12 protein-coding genes are annotated in these 20,646 nt (G+C 44.8%); 10 read left to right on the top strand and 2 right to left on the bottom strand.

Features of this window, described 5'->3' with window-relative positions:
• Positions 1 to 13 precede the first annotated feature (13 nt).
• The 9 genes from ACTJKG_RS14580 to ACTJKG_RS14540 all read left to right on the top strand — a co-directional run bounded on the left by ACTJKG_RS14580 (position 14) and on the right by ACTJKG_RS14540 (position 14,233).
• On the top strand, positions 14 to 3,259 hold the full coding sequence (locus tag ACTJKG_RS14580; protein WP_440739645.1) for a SusC/RagA family TonB-linked outer membrane protein: 3,246 nt from the start codon (positions 14 to 16) through the stop codon (positions 3,257 to 3,259).
• Positions 3,260 to 3,283: 24 nt separating this feature from the next.
• A complete protein-coding gene (locus ACTJKG_RS14575) occupies positions 3,284 to 5,191 on the top strand; it encodes a RagB/SusD family nutrient uptake outer membrane protein (protein ID WP_172333771.1) in 1,908 nt (635 codons plus the stop codon).
• Positions 5,192 to 5,215: 24 nt separating this feature from the next.
• Positions 5,216 to 5,917, top strand: coding sequence for a DUF3823 domain-containing protein (locus ACTJKG_RS14570; RefSeq protein ID WP_440739644.1), 702 nt, complete (start codon positions 5,216 to 5,218; stop codon positions 5,915 to 5,917).
• A gap of 91 nt (positions 5,918 to 6,008) precedes the next feature.
• On the top strand, positions 6,009 to 7,850 hold the full coding sequence (locus ACTJKG_RS14565) for a glycoside hydrolase family 2 protein (RefSeq protein WP_440739643.1): 1,842 nt from the start codon (positions 6,009 to 6,011) through the stop codon (positions 7,848 to 7,850).
• Between the two features lie 13 nt (positions 7,851 to 7,863).
• Entirely contained in the window at positions 7,864 to 9,936 is a 2,073-nt protein-coding gene (locus ACTJKG_RS14560) for a beta-L-arabinofuranosidase domain-containing protein (RefSeq protein WP_172333768.1), read from the top strand.
• Between the two features lie 47 nt (positions 9,937 to 9,983).
• On the top strand, positions 9,984 to 10,979 hold the full coding sequence (locus ACTJKG_RS14555; RefSeq protein WP_440739642.1) for a family 43 glycosylhydrolase: 996 nt from the start codon (positions 9,984 to 9,986) through the stop codon (positions 10,977 to 10,979).
• A 5-nt stretch (positions 10,980 to 10,984) separates the two neighbouring features.
• Positions 10,985 to 12,130, top strand: a complete 1,146-nt coding sequence (locus ACTJKG_RS14550; protein ID WP_172333766.1) for a sialidase family protein — start codon at positions 10,985 to 10,987, stop codon at positions 12,128 to 12,130.
• Between the two features lie 6 nt (positions 12,131 to 12,136).
• Complete coding sequence (locus ACTJKG_RS14545; RefSeq protein ID WP_440739641.1) at positions 12,137 to 13,213, top strand: cellulase family glycosylhydrolase; 1,077 nt, start codon at positions 12,137 to 12,139, stop codon at positions 13,211 to 13,213.
• Positions 13,214 to 13,246: 33 nt separating this feature from the next.
• The gene (locus ACTJKG_RS14540; RefSeq protein WP_172333764.1) at positions 13,247 to 14,233 is read left to right on the top strand and encodes a glycoside hydrolase family 43 protein; all 987 of its coding nucleotides are present in this window, start codon (positions 13,247 to 13,249) and stop codon (positions 14,231 to 14,233) included.
• 92 nt (positions 14,234 to 14,325) lie between these two features.
• Here ACTJKG_RS14540 and ACTJKG_RS14535 read toward each other — a convergent pair whose 3' ends face one another.
• A complete protein-coding gene (locus ACTJKG_RS14535) occupies positions 14,326 to 17,178 on the bottom strand; it encodes a TonB-dependent receptor (RefSeq protein ID WP_440739640.1) in 2,853 nt (950 codons plus the stop codon).
• A 655-nt stretch (positions 17,179 to 17,833) separates the two neighbouring features.
• Between ACTJKG_RS14535 and pckA the strand changes: the two genes are divergently transcribed.
• On the top strand, positions 17,834 to 19,432 hold the full coding sequence (gene pckA, locus ACTJKG_RS14530; RefSeq protein ID WP_440739639.1) for a phosphoenolpyruvate carboxykinase (ATP): 1,599 nt from the start codon (positions 17,834 to 17,836) through the stop codon (positions 19,430 to 19,432).
• A 175-nt stretch (positions 19,433 to 19,607) separates the two neighbouring features.
• On the opposite strand, the gene fbp is transcribed toward pckA, so the two are convergent.
• Complete coding sequence (gene fbp, locus ACTJKG_RS14525) at positions 19,608 to 20,642, bottom strand: class 1 fructose-bisphosphatase (RefSeq protein WP_440739638.1); 1,035 nt, start codon at positions 20,640 to 20,642, stop codon at positions 19,608 to 19,610.
• Positions 20,643 to 20,646: the final 4 nt, after the last annotated feature.

Genomic DNA, 20,646 nt, shown 5'->3' with positions numbered 1-20,646 from the left:
AAATAAATCATTTATGAGAAAATTTTTACTACTCAAACAAGTAGAGTACTTCCGCTTGCAATGGCCACCCAGTAAATGGGGCCTACAATTGGCATTAGTTGCTTTTTTCTTTATGTTTTACCTGCTTGTCCCATCTTCTGCATCGGCGCAGAATAAGTTCAAGGTGATAGGTACAGTAACAGATACCACGGGCGAAGTGCTTACGGGTGTTGCTATCCGCGTTCAGGGAACGCAAGTAGGGACAACTACCGATATCAAAGGAAAGTTTACCCTTAATGTTCCTGATGCTAACGGTACTTTAGTGCTGAGCTACATAGGCTTTGTATCAACAGAGGTGCCGATAAACGGTCGTTCTGTTATTAATGTAAAACTTAAAGCAAGTAACGCAGCCTTACAAGAAGTGGTAGTAACCGGTTACGGCACGCAGAAAAGAGCATCTATAACAGGCTCAATAGCCAGCGTTACCAGTAAAGACATTGAAAGGGTGCACGGCGGTTCAACCGTTAGTACTGGTTTAGCCGGTAAAATACCCGGCGTAACCTTTAAGCAGGCCGAAGGACGCCCCGGGGCCAGCGCCAGTGTTCAGATCCGTAATTTGGGTGCCCCCTTGTATGTAATTGACGGAATTCAACAGGATGAAGGTCAGTTTAATAACCTGGCGCCAAATGATGTGGAAAGTATTTCGGTGTTAAAGGATGCATCAGCTGCTATTTATGGTGTGCGCGCCGGTAATGGTGTTGTGGTTGTAACTACCAAAAGGGGTTCTGGCGAAGGCCGTATCAATGTCGACTCCTACCTGGGTTTTCAATCCTGGGACAGATTCCCCAACGTACTCACCAACTCTTATGACTATATGAAAGCCCTGGCCGCGGCACAGGTAATTACCAATGGCAGCACCTCCATCACCGATGCCGAGTTGGCAAAATACAAAGCAGGTACTGAGCCAGGATATCAGAGTTTTAACTGGAAACCGTTTGTATTAGCAAATTCGGGTGCACCACTAAACTCTTTTCATGCCGATTTTACCGGTGCTGGTGATAGAGTAACGTATTATGTGGCTGGTACCCACCTTACCCAAAATTCGCCCGCCGGTGCCGAATATCTTTTCAGGCGTACCAATATCCAGTCAAACGTAAAGGCAAGGGTAGCTGCCGGCCTTTCGGTAAGTATGAATATTAACGGCAGGATAGAAACACGTGAAAATCCAGGTGTTCCGGGTGGCGATGACTATGTACTGGCCAAACTGGGTATATTGGAAAATACGCCTTTGGATCGTCCTTATGCCAATGATAATCCTGCTTATTTAAGAGATAATGGTCCGCATACCGAGGCCAATTACGCGTTTTTAAATGATAAGCTTTCCGGTATCTGGCACCAGGACTGGCGCGTATTGCAAACCAACTTTGAGGCCGAGTATATCATTCCGGGCATCAAGGGCCTTACCGCAAAGTATGACTATTCTTATTACTATGCTGATGAGTTACTCAACAACCATGAGTACACTTACAATGCCTATACCTATAATCAACAAACCGGTAACTATGATATAACCCACGCCGTTACCAATCCATGGCGTGAGCGTGAGCAACGTAAAGAGCTCAATACTACCACTCAGCTGCAGTTAAGCTATAATAACACTTTTGGTAAAAGCACCATTGGTGCAACATTGGTTAACGAGCGTATCCACAAAGAGCACCTGAGGAACTGGCTGCACGCTAACCCTATCTCCAATAACCTGCCATTGATCTATTTCCCAACCATGGATCAGTACCAGGATAGTGATGATTCTGAGGCTCGTATAGGTTATGTGGCCCGTTTTAATTATAACTATGACAATCGCTATTATTTAGAAGCATTGGGCAGAAGAGATGCATCATACCTGTTTGACCCTGCTCATCGTGTAGGTTATTTCCCGGGCGTATCCGTTGGATGGAGAATCACCAACGAGGGTTTTATGAAAAAGCTGCTGGGTGATAATAGCGTGCTGAATGATTTGAAGTTCCGTGCATCATATGGTGTATTGGGTGACGACAGAAGCCCGTATGACGCAAGTGGAAATACGCCTATTGTAACTCCATATGCTTATTTACCAGGTTATAACTATGCAAATGGGGCTGCTGGTAATGTGGCCATATTGGATGGTAATCCGGTTTCCACCTCAATTAATAAAGGCGTGCCGATCACTAACGTATCCTGGATGAAAAGTAAAATATTTAACGTAGGTGCCGATTTTAGTCTCTTGAACAATAGGTTAACCGGTGCGGTAGAGTATTTTAAAAGATCACGTACCGGCATTGTTGGAACCGATTATAGTGTGGTTCTGCCGGTGGAGGTGGGCTTTGGTTTGCCAGGCATCAATGAAAACAGCGACTCACAGCGCGGAGCTGAGATCTCCCTGGCTTACAACAATAAAATTGGTGAAGTAAGCTACAACATCAGCGGAAACTTTTCTTACAGCCGTAAAAAAACAGGTATTTATGCTGATACTCCTTTTGGCAACTCGCTTGATGAGTATTTCCGTTCACAAAATAACCGTACGGCCAATATTTTTTGGGGATACCAGGTTATAGGACAATTTACATCGGCCGAACAGATCAATGGTTACAAAGTGAATGAGGACGGAAAAGGTAACAGCACCGTATTGCCGGGCGATTTAATCTATAAAGATCAGAATGGTGATGGTAAAATTGACGGTAACGATGCCCGCCCAATTGGTTATGGCTTAGGATCGCAGCCTAATACGAACTTTGGTTTCTCACTGGGACTTGGTTATAAAGGATTTGACTTTCACGCCGACTTTTCTGGTGGTTCTGGCTATTCCTGGAACCAGAACTGGGAATCAAGATGGGCCTTCCAGAATAATGGTAACTTAAACACCATTTTCCAGGATAGCTGGCACCTGAGCAACCCTAACGACGTGAACAGTGCCTGGGTGCCTGGTAAATATCCGGTAAACCGGAACAACGTAGGCTTTACTCATTATGATTATGGCGATGGTCAAAATGCGGTTAATTCAACTTTTTGGCTGCATAATGTAAAATACTTAAGAGCACGGACAATTGAAATAGGTTACTCTTTACCCAAAGACCTGTTAGCGAAGGTGAAAATTAAAAGGGCGAGATTTTATGCCAATGTGTACAACCTGTTTTCTATAGACAACCTGCGCCAATACGGAGTTGACCCGGAAGTTAATGACGATAATGGTTTGCAAACACCCCAAAGCAGGGTTTACAATTTTGGTGTTAACCTAACCTTTTAATACAAACATTAAGTAAAATATTCAATGAAAAAGATATTCACGATAGCTATGATCTCTGTACTGATAGGTGCTGAGTCATGCAAAAAAGATAGCGATTTTTTAAATGTGCCGCCAAAATCGGTGGTCACCACTGATGTGGTTTTTTCTGATCCGGCGCTGGTATTATCTGTATTGGGCGATCTGTATAACAGAGTGCTTGATTTTTCGAGCCTGGATGCCGGCTGGACAACTTTTGCCGATTTTGGAGAATCATTCCCCTCAGATAATGGTTTTTACAACATTGTTCAAAACAGGAGCTGGGGTTACGGCACATGGGGTACCTGGGACTACGGATATGTTCGCGATTTGAACTTGTTTATTGAAAACGTAACCGCTTCAACCAAACTACTAGCTGCTGATAAAAGCAGATTTTTGGCCGAAGGCCGTTTTTTACGTGCCAGTTATTATTTTGAAATGGTTAAGCGAATGGGTGGTGTGCCTTTGATTACACAATCGCTTTCTTATGATAACAGTGGTAATGTAAGTTCTTTACAATTTCCAAGAGCAAAGGAGTCAGATATTTATGATTTTGTGATCAGCGAAGCCGAAGCCATCAAAGGTTTGTTGCCATCTGATCCGACCGAAAAATCAAGAGCAACCAAGGCTGCTGCACTGGCTATGGAAGCAAGAGCTGCATTATATGCAGGTTCTATAGCAAAATATGGCGCTTCAACACCGCAGGTTTCGCTTTCAGGCGGTGAGGTAGGTATTCCATCAGGCATGGCTACAGGCTATTATACCAAAGCTCTGGCAGCAGCTAAAGAGATCATCAACGGTTCGGCCGGATCATACAAACTTTACCAGGTATTGCCCAATCTTTCAGATAATTTTGCAGCTATATTTCTGGATAAAAGTAGCGTAAACCAGGAATCAATATGGGTTGAGGATTTTAAAGCATTGGCCGGTAAGGTACATTCATTTACCACCAATGATCAGCCTTATTCTGTATCAGACGAGGCTTCAGACGCTGGTCGTTTAGATCCTTCCTTGAACTTGGTACAATCATTTGAAAAGCTGGATAACACCTTTGCTCCGATAGCCACTAAAGACGGTTCCGGAAACCCGATCTATTATGCAGATCAGCAGGATCCGTTTGCAGGCAGGGATGCCCGATTGGCAGGTACCGTAATGCTGCCACATTATTTCTGGAAAACTGCTTATATCGATATTTGGGGTGGATATTTGCTGTCTAATGGCAATATCATCAGCAGCGATGATGCTACACACTATGCCGCATTGCCTGGTACAACAACACCAATACAGGTAGTTGGTAAAGATGGTCCTACACCTACCGGTGAACCACTTCGTACCCAAACCGGATTTTATGTCCGCAAATATCTTGATCCGGCAACAGGTTCGGGCCGTAGAGGTCGTCAAAGTGATGTTAACTTTATCCGGTACCGCTATGCCGAGGTGTTATTAAATGCCGCTGAAGCTGCTGCCGAACTGGGTGATTTCGCCACAGCATCAACCTATATGAACCAGGTACGCTCAAGGGCGGGTTTAACAACGCCTATCGTTTTAAACGCTTCTAATTATTTTGATAGGGTAGTGCATGAGCGCCGTGCCGAACTTTCATTTGAGGGCCATGTGCTTTTTGATATGAAACGCTGGAGAATAGCCACCAAAGTTTGGGACGGAAATCCACAAAGTTTGGCAGATCTGACCAGTAATATTGGCTCTGCAACCAAGAGAAATACGCAGCCATGGGGCCTGTATCCGTACAAATATTACAGCCCAGGTAGCCCGAACGATGGTAAATGGGTATTCAGGGAAGTATTGCCATCGCCGGTAACGGGTGTACTTACTTTCAAATTGGGTAATTATTATTCGCAGATCAGTGATGCTATCATTTCTGCTAATCCAAAGATCAAGAGACAGCCAAATCAATAAGCATATTATTATAATTCAAAGATCATGAAAATTAAATTTCATCACATAGCTATGTTTATCCTCATGCTTTCGGCGGCAGGCTGTAAGCTGGATAATGTTAAACCTCCTTCAATTAAGCTTACCGGGCAGTTAATGTACAAAGGCTCGCCTATTGGGGTTGAGTACAACCAGGTTCCTTTTCAGCTTTATCAAACAGGGTATAAAGGCAATACACCCATTACCGGTACATTTGACCAGGATGGTGCCTACTCCGTATTAACCTTTAGTGGTAATTATAAATTTACCATTCAGCCGGGGCAGGGTCCTTTTCAATGGAAAGAGCTCCCGTCAGGTGGAAGGGATACGATCAATATTGCGCTCACTGGTGATCAGACTGTAAATATCGAAGTAACGCCTTACTACATGGTCAGGAATGCAAAAATAGTAGCGGCTAATGGTAAAATAAACGCCAACTTCAGTATCGAAAAAATAATTACCGATGCCACGGCTAAAAACATACAAACGGTGAGTTTATTTGTAAATAAAACACAGTTTGTATCACCAAGTGATAATGCTGCAAAAGTTGATTTGGATGGTGGTGCTATCACCGATCTGTCAAACTTGTCGTTAAGCGTAAATATACCTTCATTTCCGGTAACACAGAATTATGTTTATGCCCGCGTAGGCATCAGGATAGCTGGGGTAGAGGATATGATATTTTCGCCGGTAGTTAAAGTATCTTATTAATTACAATATAAAGGGGCCATACATTGTGGTGGCCCCCTTATATTTATAAAATAAATCTTAGTTCTATATACCATACATCTGCTTATCCCTGATGAAAAAACTGAATTTTTGCGCATCTTTTTTAATTTTAACCTCCCTCTCGGCCGGAGCACAACAAAACGATTGGCACCTCATCAAAGACAGGATCACCACGCCCTGGGCCGAAAAGGTTGACCCAAAAGCACCATTACCGGAGTATCCGCGACCTCAATTGGTACGCCCCAACTGGCAAAATCTGAATGGCCTGTGGGACTATGCCATAGTACCCAAAGCAACTACAGGGCCGGCTAAATATGAAGGCAAAATACTGGTTCCTTTTGCTGTGGAATCGGCATTATCAGGTGTAGGCAAAACGGTAGGCAAGGATAGCATGTTATGGTATAAAACAAACATTACCCTCGATAAAACCATCAGAGGGAAAGATGTTTTACTGCATTTTGGCGCTGTCGATTGGCGTACCGAAGTATTTGTAAACGGTAAAAGCGCCGGTGTGCACGAAGGAGGTTTCGATCCTTTTACCTTCAATATAACCCCTTATTTAAAAGGCGGTTCAACGCAAGAAATTAAAGTAAGTGTTTGGGATCCTACGGATGATGGTCCGCAGCCGCGTGGCAAACAAGTTAAAAAACCCGAAGGTATCTGGTACACCCCGGTTACTGGTATCTGGCAAACCGTTTGGCTGGAAGGTGTAGCCAAAACGCATATCGACGCTACCAAACAAACACCCAATATTGATGAGCACACCCTTTCGGTTTCGGCCCAAGTTTCCAACAGTCAGCCTGGCGACAAATTAAAGATCAGTGCCTGGGATGGCCAGACACAGGTTGATGAAAAGATAGTAGATGCCGGTGCAACCGCAGTATTGGATATTAAAAATGAAAAATTATGGTCGACTACCGATCCTTTTCTATACGATCTGCGCGTAGCCGTTATCCGTAACAATAAACCGGTTGATGAAGTAAAAAGCTATTTCGGCATGCGCAAAATATCATTAGGCCCCGATGCCAATGGCGTACAGCGTATGTTGTTAAACAACAAATTTGTATTTGAATACGGTCCGCTTGATCAGGGTTGGTGGCCAGATGGTTTATATACCCCGCCAACTTACGAGGCTATGAGCTTTGATATTGATAAGCTAAAAGCCATGGGTTTTAACATGATCCGTAAACATATTAAAGTAGAGCCTGCCCGTTATTATGCCTATTGCGATAAAACCGGCATGCTGCTTTGGCAGGATATGCCGAGCGGTGATTTGGGTAACCATTGGGAAAACCGCCCGGGTGTTTATGACAGGGCAACCGATCAGCAGCGCACGCCGGAGTCTGAAGGCTATTACCGCAAAGAATGGAATGCTATTATCAATGCCTTATACAACTACCCATGCATCGTAGTGTGGACGCCGTTTAATGAAGCCTGGGGGCAGTTTAAAACAGTAGAGATCACCGAGTGGACAATGAAAAAAGACCCATCGCGCCTGGTGAACAGCGCCAGCGGTGGCAATTTTTATGCTACCGGTAATATTGTCGATCTGCATAACTATCCTCATCCGGCTATGCCTCGTGCCGAGATCTTCGGTAAAACGCAGGCCGTAGTATTGGGTGAGTTTGGCGGCTTGGGTTGGCCGGTAGAAGGTCATACCTGGCAAGCCAATAAAAATTGGGGTTACCAGAATTTTAAAAATGGCGATGATCTGTTTAAAAAATACGCCACGTTTACCGATAGATTACAGGAGCTGATCAAATTAGGCTTATCAGCTGCGGTATATACTCAAACCACCGATGTGGAGGGGGAAGTAAACGGCTTTATGACCTATGACCGCAAAGTGATCAAAATGCCGGTGGAGTCGCTGCAAAAAGTAAATAGCAAGTTGTACGATCCATCTTTAGTAAAATAAATAACCGCTGATTATGCGCTTTAAAAACAAAATAAACGCTGTTAAAAAAGGATTTTATTTCACCACTGCGCTTGTATGCTCGGGTATAGTAGCAACGGCCCAAACAGGTGTGAAAGCGACTGCAGTAGCCAAAGTTGATAATGGACAAGTCAATGCTTTTTACATCAATAACCGCGCACCGCTGCAAAAGCAATATTTTACCAAATTACCCGTTGGGAGCATCAAAGCAGGAGGCTGGCTAAAGAAAGCGCTGGAGCTGCAGCGAGACGGCCTCACTGGCAATCTGGGCGAGATCAGTATCTGGCTATCCAAAACCAATAATGCCTGGCTCAATAAAGAGGGTAAAGGTGAGTATGGTTGGGAGGAACTTCCGTACTGGTTAAAAGGCTATGCCGATATCGGTTATATGCTGAACGATAAAAAGATGATTGCCGAGGCCAAATTCTGGATAGACGCGGTACTGAACAATCAACGGGATAACGGCGATTTCGGTCCGGCGAGGACAAACAAGGGCAACCGTGATTTGTGGACAAACATGCCGATGCTCTGGTGCCTGCAATCATACTATGAATACAGCAAGGATCCGCGGGTTATCCCGTTCATGACCAAATATTTCAAATATGAGCTGTCGATTCCGGATGATCATTTTTTAGAAGATTATTGGGAAAATAGCCGCGGCGGTGATAATATGCTTAGCGTATACTGGTTGTATAACCGTACCGGCGATAAATTCCTGCTCGACCTGGCTACCAAGCTCGACAGGAACACTGCCAATTGGCGGCAGACTAACACCCTGCCCAACTGGCACAATGTAAACGTGGCTCAGTGTTTCCGTGAACCGGCTACCTATTATCTGCAAAGCCATGACCCTAAGGATCTGAATGCCACCTATAACGACTTTAAACTCATCCGCACCATCTACGGACAGGTACCCGGCGGTATGTTTGGCGCCGATGAAAACGCCCGTAAAGGCTATGACGATCCGCGCCAGGCGATAGAGACCTGCGGTATGGTGGAGCAAATGACATCAGACCAAATGTTGCTGGGTTCAACCGGCGATACTTTCTGGGCGGAGAATTGCGAAGATGTAGCTTTTAATACTTTCTCTGCGGCTTTCATGCCCGACTACCGTTCGCTACGCTACTTAACTGCACCGAATATGGTGGTGAGTGATAGCAAAGACCACCACCCTGGCATATCTAACGAGGGGCCTTTTTTAATGATGAACCCCTTTAGTAGCCGCTGCTGCCAGCATAACCATGCGGCAGGCTGGGTTTATTACGCCGAAAACAGCTGGATGGCCACTCCGGATAACGGTCTTGCCGCACAGCTGTATACGCAAGGAGAGGTAAACGCTAAAGTAGGTAACGGTACACAAGTAAGCTTGACAGAAACCACCAGGTATCCATTTCAAGATCAGGTGGATTTTGCAGTTACTACGTCTAAACCAGTAAGTTTTCCATTGTACCTGCGCGTTCCTGAATGGAGCAAGGGCGCAAGCGTAAAAGTAAATGGCGTTGCCGTACCTGTAAACGCTGTTGCCGGGAATTATATAAAGATCAATAAAGCCTGGAAAAACGGCGATAAAATAACCCTGCATTTACCTATGCAACTCAAAGTTCGCGAGTGGGCGGCCAATAAGAACAGTGTGAGCATAAATTATGGGCCGCTTACTTATTCACTCAAAATTGACGAGCAGTATACCAAACAAGATGGCCGGAAATCAACCCAGGGCGATTCGCACTGGCAAGCCAGTGCCGATCCGCAGAAATGGCCCTCGTATGAAATTCATCCGGCATCAGCCTGGAACTACGGCTTGGTGATCGATGAACAGCACCCGGAAAAATCTATCGAGATCGTCCATCGTAGCTGGCCGAAGGACAATAATCCTTTTACCAATGCCAACGCGCCTATTGAACTGAAGGCAAAGGGACGTCAAATTTCGGGTTGGACGATAGACCAGTATGGATTGTGTGGCGTGTTGCCTCAAAGTCCGATAAAAACGGATAAGCCAGTATCTGAATTAACGCTGGTGCCTATGGGTGGCGCAAGGTTAAGGATTTCATCATTCCCGGTTGTAGAATAGTTGACAAAATGAAGTTAAAAGGCCTTCTGATATTAACAGTCCTGACTTTGTTATCGATTGATAGTAAGGCCCAGAATAACCCGGCTATAACTCATCAGCCGCCATCACCGCTTTACCGTGACCCGGTATATGACGGTGCTGCCGACCCAGTATTGGCTTATAACCATACCGAGAAGGAATGGACGATGCTGTATACCCAACGTAGGGCCAATGTGGAGTCGCCGGGTGTGGCCTTTTGTTATGGTACGGCCATCGGAGTAGCTACTTCTAAAGATCACGGTCATATCTGGGTTTATAAAGGCGCGTTAAATCTGGAGTTTGAACAAGGGCAAAATACCTTTTGGGCTCCGGATGTGGTTTATGAAAACGGCACCTATCATATGTTTGTGGTTTATATCCGGGGCGTTTACAGTCAATGGGGCGGCGATTCGCACCTGGTGCATTATACTAGCAAGAATTTGTGGGACTGGAAATATGTTGGACTATTGAATCTGCCCGATCATAACATTATCGACCCTACACTTATCAAATTACCCGATGGTAAATGGCACATGTGGTATAAAGATCAGAAGCTGGGCAGCATTACCATGACGGCCGAAAGCACCGATCTGATCAACTGGAAAGCTGACGATAAACCGGCCATTGGAGGTAAAGCACATGAGGGACCTAAAATTTTCCGATTCAAAAACTATTACTGGATGATCACCGACGAATGGCATGGTCAGCGGGTTTATCGTTCCAATGATGCGAAAACCTGGGAGCGACAGGGGCTCGTGCTGGATACACCGGGACATCGCCAGGAGGATACACCTACCGGCGCCCATGCCGATGTAGTGATATCCAATGATCATGCTTACATTATTTATTTTACCCATCCCGGCCGGAAAATGCACCAGGATGATGGAGGGTTCGATAAGGACGGAACATATTCCTATTCATCCAAACGAACTTCAATACATGCCGCAGAACTTGAATTTACCAATGGCACGCTTACCTGTGATAGGGATAAACCATTTAATTTTTGGCTCGACGATATCAAATAATGATCATGAAACAAACATTCGCCTGGTTGATTTTGCTGTTTATCCCGTTGGTGTCGATGGGGCAGATGGGCCTCGTGTGGGATCAGTCGACGCTAAAACAAGTGGCACCGCTATCTGGTAACAAGAGCGCCAACTATGCCCGTATGATACAGCTGCATAATGGTAACCTCCTGTGCGTGTATGAAAGCGATGGCGGCGTGGAGTGTACGCAAAGTCATGATCTGGGTAAAACCTGGCTTAAACCGGTGATTATAGCTTCCACAATTAGCGGTGTAAGTATGGCTGTGCCGGAGATATTGGAATTAAAAGATCATTCGTTGCTGGTGTCTTATAATCCGCGCCCTCATAAAATAAATGATAGTTGGGATACCACTAAACATTTTGCCATCCGCACCAAAAAAAGCTACGACGAGGGCAAAACCTGGCGCGATGAACGGTTGATATACCAGGCCAGCTATCAGTTCGAGGATGGCTGCTGGGAACCAGTGCAAATACAGCTGCCCAACGGCGAAATTCAATTGTACTTCTCTAATGAGGGGGTTTATACACATTCCAACGAACAAAATATATCTATTTTCCGGTCATCTGATAATGGCTTAACGTGGACTCAAAAACCAGAGATAGTTTCCTTTACGCCGGGTCACAGGGATGGTATGCCCGTGCCCATTATACTAAAAGGGACAAAAGAAATCTTGTTTTCTATTGAAGACAATGCAGATCGCCAGTTTAAGCCATCCATTATCCGTAATAGTTTTAGCCAAAACTGGCAAAAAACGGTAGGCGCTAACGATCCTGAACGTACTTATGCCTTAACACCCAGGCTACCCGATACCGTTTATGCCGGGGCGCCATATCTGCGTCAATTACCAGGCGGCCAAACGGTTTTATCCTACCAGAGCACTTTTGGCAGGAACGGCAACTGGGAGTTGGCCTGCATGCAGGTAGCTGTAGGCAATAGTGAGGGCAGGGATTTTTTGAATACAGCTACCCCATTTAACGTCCCACTAAATAAACGTGGATTATGGAATTCATTATGTGTACTTAACGATGGCAGCATTATCGCCCTTACCTCAACCGATGCTTATAATAATTATACAGCTATTTGGATGATCAAAGGACATTTAATCAATAAAAAAGCACTTATTAAATAATAACACATGCAAAACAAACTGAAATTACTGGTCATCGCATCGATCATCCTGCTCCATGTGGCGGCTTCGGCACAGCAAAAGGCTCCGGCACAGGTATGGTCGGCACAAAAGGCAAAAACATGGTACGCGAAACATCAATGGTTGGTGGGTAGCGATTTTATACCCAGCACAGCCATCAATCAGTTAGAAATGTGGCAGGCCGATACTTTTGATCCCAATACCATCGACAAAGAGTTGGGCTACGCGCAAGGTATAGGTATGAATGTAATGCGTGTGTTTTTACACCACCTGGCCTGGCAGCAGGATCCCGAGGGCTTTAAAAAACGCATGGATCAATACCTGGCTATTTCCAGCAAGCATGGTATTCAAACCATGTTTGTATTTTTTGATGATTGCTGGAATAAGGAACCCAAAATAGGGAAACAACCCGAGCCCAAACCGGGTATCCATAATTCAGGTTGGATGCAGGATCCTGGTCAGCCGGCTTCTGAGGATGCCGCCAATTTTCCCGCGCTCGAAAAATATGTAAAAGACGTGTTGAAACGTTTTGCAGCCGATAAACGCATATTACTATGGGATCTGTATAACGAACCCGGCAACTCTGGCAAAGGCGATAAATCCTTACCCTTATTAAAATCTGTTTTTAAATGGGCAAGAGCTATCAATCCAAGCCAGCCGGTAAGCGCGGGTGTATGGAGCTGGGGGTTGGAAACCCTGAACCAGTACCAGGTAGCCAATTCGGATGTGATCACCTATCATGATTATACTCCAGAGGCTGATCATTTAAAAACAGTGCAGTTTTTGAAAATGTATGGTCGCCCGTTGATCTGTACCGAGTATATGGCGCGTCCGCGCAATAGTTTGTTCAGCACGGTATTGCCCATGTTGAAGAAAGAAAATGTTGGGGCTATTAACTGGGGTTTTGTATCGGGCAAAACCAATACCATTTATGCCTGGGATACGCCGATACCGGATGGCAGTGAACCCAAACTATGGTTCCATGATATTTTTCGCAAGGATGGATCGCCTTACAAGCCGGAAGAAACCGAACTGATTAAAAACCTGACGGGGAGAGGGAAGTGATTTGTGGATGTGTAGATTACAGATGTGCAGATTATGATGAAAATAAAGCTTAAATACCTATTCCTTTTATTAACCGTAGTTTGCTTGTATACGAGGGGGTATGCACAGCAAACAACTGCAAGTAAAATTCATGTAGTATTGGATCGGGATTTTCCCGATCCAACGGTTATTCGCGTTGGGTATACCTATTATGCTTATGCTACCCAAGGGATGAGCAATGGCAAAATGATGAATATACAGGTAGCTTCCTCGGCCGATCATGAGCATTGGAAATATGAGGGTGATGCATTACCGCAGAAACCTAAATGGGCGTCAAACACACAAAGCTTTTGGGCGCCTGATGTGTTTTTTGATGCCCGGCTAAAAAAGTTTGTCATGATCTTTTCTGCTGATCCCGATGAACTGACCGGTAAATGCCTTGCTGTTGCCTATGCTGACAACCCGCTGGGCCCATTTACAGATAAGGGTGAACCGCTGCTGCGCGGATCGAGTTTTCATTGTATAGACCCCAAAGGTTTTGTCGACCCAAAAACGGGTAAGCACTTTTTGTACTGGGGCTCGGATTTTGAACCTTTACGTGTTCAGGAAATGACGGATGATTGGTCGGCTTTTAAACCGGGCACGAACGCCACCGCCATTGTATACCCGGGTAAGGACAAAACCTACAGTAACCTGGTTGAAGGTTCCTGGCTCGATTATGATAAGGGCACTTATTACCTGTATTACTCCGGCGATAATTGCTGCGGTGCCAAAGCCAATTATGCAGTTATGATTGCCAAAGCCGATAAACCAGAAGGCCCTTTTATCCGCCTGGGAGAAAGTAACGGATCTCTGAACAGTGTAATACTGGAAAAAGACGAAGTCTATACCGCGCCGGGCCACAACTCTATATTTCAGGACGAAAAAGGTAAAAGTTTTATAGCTTATCACGCTATTGAAATAGCCCATAAAGAAAAAGGCCGGGTCATGTGTATCAGTCCGGTTCAATATCGAAATGGCTGGCCTGTGGTGGGGAAATAATGGGGAAATGAAAAGAGACGCAAATATGCGTCTCTACAGAAAAGAAAATGTAGAGACGCATATTTGTGTCTCCAGAATGTGTCTTTATTCTGCTAAAAAGTGTAAACCACCTTGCCAGATAAAAACCTGCCGTTGAAACCAAATTGGGATACGGCGCGGCTATACACAAAGTGACCGTTTGACGTATTATCACGACCATTGGTGTAATTTTTGGTCGGATCGCCGCTTAGGTTGTGCTCATTATCGCGTGGGTCTATATAGTTTTTATCCGGGTAAACATCAAACAGGTTGTTGGCGCTTATGGTAACCCCCAATTGTTTGATCACTTTATAACTTATCGCCAGATCAGTCACCCATTTGCCGGAGTAGGTTTGATCCATCTGTAAAGGCAGGTTATTGGTCGGAATGGTCGGATCAACCGAATTGAGGTAGGTTACCTTGCCGAAATAAACCGATCTTAACGAAAAATCGAACTTTTTGATGTTATACAAAGCGCTCAGATTGATCTTACTGGCCGGTACCGACGATTCAAAACGCGAACGCTCCGTACGGTCGAACAGTTTGCCCTTTAAGGCCGCATTACCCTCTATAATGTCCGAACCTTGTATCGAACGTACTTTGGTCTGGTTAAAGTTAGCCGCTGCCGAAAGTGTTAAAGTGCTGGCCGAATTGATGCTGATCCTGTCGGCCAAAACAATATCCAAACCTTTGGTACGGGTGGAGATAGCATTGGTGAAAAACTGTACGCTGTTGATCTGGCCGTTAGGGTCAACTGTATTCAATATCTCGGCCACGGCGGGTGTAGCCCGGGTAAACTGGCTCGAGAACACGATACGGTCTCGGATATCTATCTGGTAAGCATCTATCGTAAATGTAAACCCAGATGTAATCTTACCGGCCAAGCCTAAGCTATACGATTTTGATTTTTCAGGTTTCAATGATCCCACGCCAAATTTCCGCACAATGGGATTGTCGTTATTCACGGTTAATACCTGGGTAGGGTTGCCACTCACAAACTGTGTACTCTCATTATTAAAATACCGCTGGGCTAATGACGGAGCCCTGAAACCTGTGGCGATGGCGCCACGGATGGACAATTGATCGATCACTTTTACTTTACCGGTGAATTTATAAGAGAAGTTTGAACCAAAGTCGCTATAGTGCTCATAACGGCCTGCGGCTTCTAACATTACACGCGGGCCAAATTCTGCCTCGTAGTCGGCATATAAACTTTGGTTATTTCTTGATTTGTCTATAGCATTGCTGGGTTTAAAGCCTGGAAATACCTGTGCGCCCGCAGCAGCCGGAGTAGTACCCACTAATCTGCCCGGGATGCCCTTTGAAGGCTGACCGAAGGAATAAGATAATTCCTCACCGGGTTTTATTTCATAATTGTCAATGCGGTACTCGGCACCGTAAGCCATATTTAATGAGGTAAGGAAACCGGTAAAATCGTACTTGCGCGAAACATCAAGGTTAACCGTGTTTTGCTTAAAGATCAGTTCACCCGCTTTGAATGAAGTAGGGCTGGTGCCTATCGGTAATGAGGCATTCAGGGTATGATCAATGGTGTAGCTCAGGTTGTTTTCGCCAAAGGTATTGCTCAGGTCATAGGTCCAGTTGCTGAGTTTTCCTTTAATTCCACCACTTGCCGAGATATCATTGATAGAAGTATTGATAAAGGGCAAAAAACCATCGGGATAAATAGTAGCGTCGATCTGGGTAAACTGGTTTGGTAGACGAATAAATCCTGCTGCCGACCCTGTTTTATGTGTGTAACCCGTTGCGAGGTAAACACTGGCCCAATCGGCTACACTATATTGGGCGTTGGCAAAGCTTCCGAAATTTTTGGAGTGGGAGTTCCCAACCATCATATTATCGCGGTTAAAGCCATCAGCTTTAGCTTTGGCGTCATCGGCGGCTTTAATGCCCGCAAAACGGGTTTCAAAATCGGCCTCAGACTCATTGGCTCCTTTAGTAGGCAATGCCGAATAGATCAAAGGGTGGGTGTCCAGGCCTCCGCGATTGGTTGCCCCACGATCGAGGTATTGGGCGGCTACGTTCACAAAACCTTTCCCGTTCAAGTCCCAGCCTTTGCTGCCGTCTATCTGGTAGGTTTTGCCATCGGTATAGGTATTTCCATTTGTTGATGTGGCCGACTGTCCGTAGCTGGACGATATCACCAATGGAGTAACTTTCTTCAATACAATATTGATCACCCCGGCAATAGCGTCCGATCCGTATTGGGCGGCCGCACCATCGCGCAAAACCTCTATGTGGTCAATAGCAGCGAGTGGGATAGAATTCATATCGGTACCAACGGTACCACGGCCAAAGGTGCCATTGATATTTACCAAAGCGGTGGTATGGCGCCGTTTGCCATTCACCAGTACCAATACCTGGTCGGGCCCCAGACCCCTTAACGATGCCGGGTCGATGTGGTCGGTACCATCAGCCACGGTTTGCCGGTTGGAGCTGAAGGAGGGGGCTATATAATTTAATACCTGGGTAATATCCGTTTGCGGAAAGCTGCGCATCTCTTTTGCCGAAATCACATCTACCGGTACCGGCGATTCGATATTGGTGCGCGGTTTGGTTGATCGTGAACCAACTACCGCCACCTCATTAAGCGCGTTGCTCAAAGGTTTGAGGCTAAAATCAAGTGTCTGGGTACCACTGGTAATGGTTACATTGGTGGTTTGGGTTTCGTACCCGATGAAGGAAACTTTAAGCTGATAACTGCCCTGTGATATTTTGAGGGAGTATTCACCTTTTTCGTTTGACGAAGTACCTTGCGAAGTGCCCACAACCGAAACACTTACACCCGGCATGGTTGCGCCGTTTGCCGCATCGGTTATTTTTCCTTTAATGCCCTGGCCAAATAATATATTAGTGCTGGCCAATAACACCAATAATAATGAAGTTTTAATGTACAGAATTTTCATAGTTAATAAGATTTGCGTTTAATATAGCGATTTGTATCAAAAAAATACATTATAGTTATGGTTAATTAATTATAAATCAATTTTATTGTTGCTGTTTGTAATAATTATTATTAAATAGTATAGGTATAGAAGATAGATAAGGCTGTACCAGATATGTTGTTTGCTGTGAGGGATTTATAACACATTTATACCCAAAATACCTCGTTCCTGTACTTTATTTTTTTGTTGCGGATAGATTTTGCTGCTTTGGGTAATAAATAAAAGCCAAATTGAAAAAAAAGCTATCTCTATCCCTTTATTGGAAATGCCAGCTCATCGGCTGGTCGGTGGCTGCGTTGTATTGGGGGTATACTGGTATCACCGGGACGCTCGCCGTTATTATAGCTCAAGCGATGACGTATGAACTAGCTTATAAAAAGGACGGAAATATTAAAAATTCACGAAAATGGCCATTTTTGACCTATTTCTGTCAATATTACATGTATAAATATTTCGGAAATAATTCCTTGCTGAATTTGCTGATAACCCCCTGATTAGTAGGTTGAATTATCTTAGTGTATTGAATACAACTATTTGATTATCAGCTATTATATATTTTGAATTGCGTCTTTGTAGTCTTAGTTTTGCCCCAAACCAATAACAAAATTAATGTGATATGGGACAAATCACTGATAAAAAAACAAGCTTACAAACGGAATTTCCTGAGCTGAACAAGGCCCAGGAAATTCACTATCAATTATCACCGGATGATTTGATAAAAGTCGCCCTGGAACGCAAAGAAGGCTATTTAACTGATCATGAAGTGTTAGCTATCGACACCGGTGAGTTTACCGGCCGCTCGCCAAAAGATCGTTTTATTGTAATGGACAGTGTGACAAAAGATACCGTTTGGTGGGGTGATATTAATATCTCGGTGGATGTGGAAGTGTTTGATAGTCTGTACACTAAGGTGATGGCTTACCTGTATAACAAACCTGTTTTTGTACGTGATGCTATGGTCTGTGCCGAAAAAGATAGTCGCCTTACCTTACGCGTGATTACCGAAACAGCCAGTCAGAATCTGTTTGCCTATAACCTGTTCCTGCGTCCGGATGGGGTTATTAATCCGGAATGGACGATCGTGTCGGCACCTGGCTTTAAGGCCGATCCGGCTGTGGATGGTACCCGTCAGCATAATTTTTCAATCATCAACTTTACCCGAAAAATTATCCTGATAGGAGGGACGGGTTACACCGGCGAGATCAAAAAAGCGGTATTTGCCGTGTTGAATTTCCTTTTACCTCGCCAAAACATTTTGCCCATGCATTGTGCCGCTAATAAAGGTGTGGATGGTGATACGGCCATCTTTTTTGGTTTATCGGGTACCGGGAAAACCACACTCTCTGCTGATCCTGACCGACAGCTGATTGGCGATGATGAGCATGGCTGGGGCGAAAATTCGGTATTTAACTTTGAAGGGGGCTGTTATGCTAAAATAGCCGGACTGACCGCCGAAAAAGAGCCGCAGATATATCATGCGATGCAGTCTGGCGCGCTTCTGGAAAATATTTGTTTTAAACCCTGGTCAAAAACGGTTGACTTTGATAACCTGTCCAAGACAGAGAATATCCGTCTTTCGTATCCGATGCATTTTATCAGCAACGCGATAGAACCGGCAATCGGTGATATCCCGAAGAATATATTTTTCCTTACGGCCGATGCTTTTGGCGTGCTGCCTCCAATTTCTAAATTGACTAAGGAGCAGGCCATGTATTATTTTCTTTCGGGCTATACGGCTAAAATTGCCGGAACAGAATATGGTATTAATGAGCCCGAGGCTACTTTCTCTGCTTGTTTTGGCAGGGCATTTCTGCCCTTACATCCCACTAAATACGCCGAAATGCTGGGCGAAAAACTGGATAAGTACCCACTGAATGTTTGGCTGGTGAATACCGGCTGGACAGGAGGATCATACGGTACAGGCGAACGTATTAAGCTGAGTTATACTCGCGCTATGATCAAGGCCGCACTCAAAGGTCAACTGAATGACGTAAGTTATCAAAAGCTACCCATTTTTGATCTAATGATACCGGAAAGCTGTCCCGGTGTGCCATCGCAGATACTGAACCCCGCAAATACCTGGGCCGACTCTTATGATTACGAGGAAACAGCTAGTCACCTGGCTGAACTTTTCCGTAAAAACTGCAGCCAGTATAAGGGCTTTTCTGATGGAATGCTTTGCTCTGTTGGTCCCAACATTACAGCTGTTGGATAATAAATAATTGTGTTTCGTTTTTCAAATAACAAAGACCCGGCAAATTTGCTGGGTCTTTTGGTTTAATGTTTCTCTTTAATATGGTTTGTCATCCTGAGCGCAGCGAAGGATCTATTCAGCGGCATTTCTATCGTATAATAGATTCTTCGCTGCGCTCAGAATGACAATTTTTTACTTACCCCGCCAAATCCATACTTATTTCCTCTTCCACGGCATCGGCCATAAACTCTTCGGCCTTGAGCACCATTTGCTCGGAGCCTATAAAAATAGGGGTACGCTGGTGCAGGGAAGTGACATCCAGTTCCATGATGCGGTTTTTACCATCTGTGGCCCTGCCACCAGCTTGTTCAATAACAAACGACATGGGGTTGCATTCGTAAACCAGTCGTAATTTACCACCCGGCGTGGCCGCGGTTACCGGGTAAATGAATATACCGCCCTTGATCATGCTGCGGTGCAGATCAGCTATCATAGAACCCACATAACGTGAACTGTAGGGGCGGTGAGTAGCTTCATCCTCTACCTGGCAATATTTGATGTATGATTTTACTCCTTGCGGGAAGTGCACATAGTAACCCTCGTTGATAGAGTAGATAATACCCGTTTTAGGTATTTTCATATCCGGGTGCGACAGGCAGAATTCGCCTATGGATGGATCCAGCGTAAAGCCGTTAACGCCCTTGCCTGTGGTATAAACCAGCATGGTTGAAGTACCGTAGATCACATAACCCGCGGCAACCTGGTTTACGCCTTTTTGTAAAACATCCGTCAGCGTTGCCCGGCCGCTGGTGCTTTGCCTGCGGTATATAGAAAAAATAGTACCTACTGATACGTTTACATCAATATTAGACGAACCATCCAATGGGTCAATAGCTACAATATATTTGGCATCCAGGGATACATCGGTATCCAGCATTACAATCTCTTCATTCTCTTCCGATGCTACAATGCAGCACTCCCCGCCACTTTTAAGGGCTGTTATAAATTGCTCATTGGCGTAAATATCCAATTTTTGCTGACTTTCGCCCTGTACGTTGGTACTGCCTGCTTCTCCCTGCATATCCATTAAACCTGCTTTGTTTACCTCGCGGTTAACAATTTTTGCCGCGATACCTATATCGCGCAGCAAACGCGAAAGCTCACCTTTAGCGTACGGAAAATCCGCTTGTTTTTCAATGATAAATTGCCCTAATGTTTTTGCTTGTGCCATAGGC

The sequence above is a fragment of the Mucilaginibacter sp. 22184 genome, assembly GCF_052045695.1.
GTDB lineage: Bacteria > Bacteroidota > Bacteroidia > Sphingobacteriales > Sphingobacteriaceae > Mucilaginibacter.
This window is presented reverse-complemented; position numbering and strand designations above follow the sequence as displayed.

Coding starts and splice junctions, on each gene's coding strand:
- ACTJKG_RS14580 (WP_440739645.1), top strand. CDS start 14: ATGAGAAAATTTTTACTACTCAAACAAGTAGAGTACTTCCGCTTGCAA.
- ACTJKG_RS14575 (WP_172333771.1), top strand. CDS start 3,284: ATGAAAAAGATATTCACGATAGCTATGATCTCTGTACTGATAGGTGCT.
- ACTJKG_RS14570 (WP_440739644.1), top strand. CDS start 5,216: ATGAAAATTAAATTTCATCACATAGCTATGTTTATCCTCATGCTTTCG.
- ACTJKG_RS14565 (WP_440739643.1), top strand. CDS start 6,009: ATGAAAAAACTGAATTTTTGCGCATCTTTTTTAATTTTAACCTCCCTC.
- ACTJKG_RS14560 (WP_172333768.1), top strand. CDS start 7,864: ATGCGCTTTAAAAACAAAATAAACGCTGTTAAAAAAGGATTTTATTTC.
- ACTJKG_RS14550 (WP_172333766.1), top strand. CDS start 10,985: ATGAAACAAACATTCGCCTGGTTGATTTTGCTGTTTATCCCGTTGGTG.
- ACTJKG_RS14545 (WP_440739641.1), top strand. CDS start 12,137: ATGCAAAACAAACTGAAATTACTGGTCATCGCATCGATCATCCTGCTC.
- ACTJKG_RS14540 (WP_172333764.1), top strand. CDS start 13,247: ATGATGAAAATAAAGCTTAAATACCTATTCCTTTTATTAACCGTAGTT.
- ACTJKG_RS14535 (WP_440739640.1), bottom strand. CDS start 17,178: ATGAAAATTCTGTACATTAAAACTTCATTATTATTGGTGTTATTGGCC.
- pckA (WP_440739639.1), top strand. CDS start 17,834: ATGGGACAAATCACTGATAAAAAAACAAGCTTACAAACGGAATTTCCT.
- fbp (WP_440739638.1), bottom strand. CDS start 20,642: ATGGCACAAGCAAAAACATTAGGGCAATTTATCATTGAAAAACAAGCG.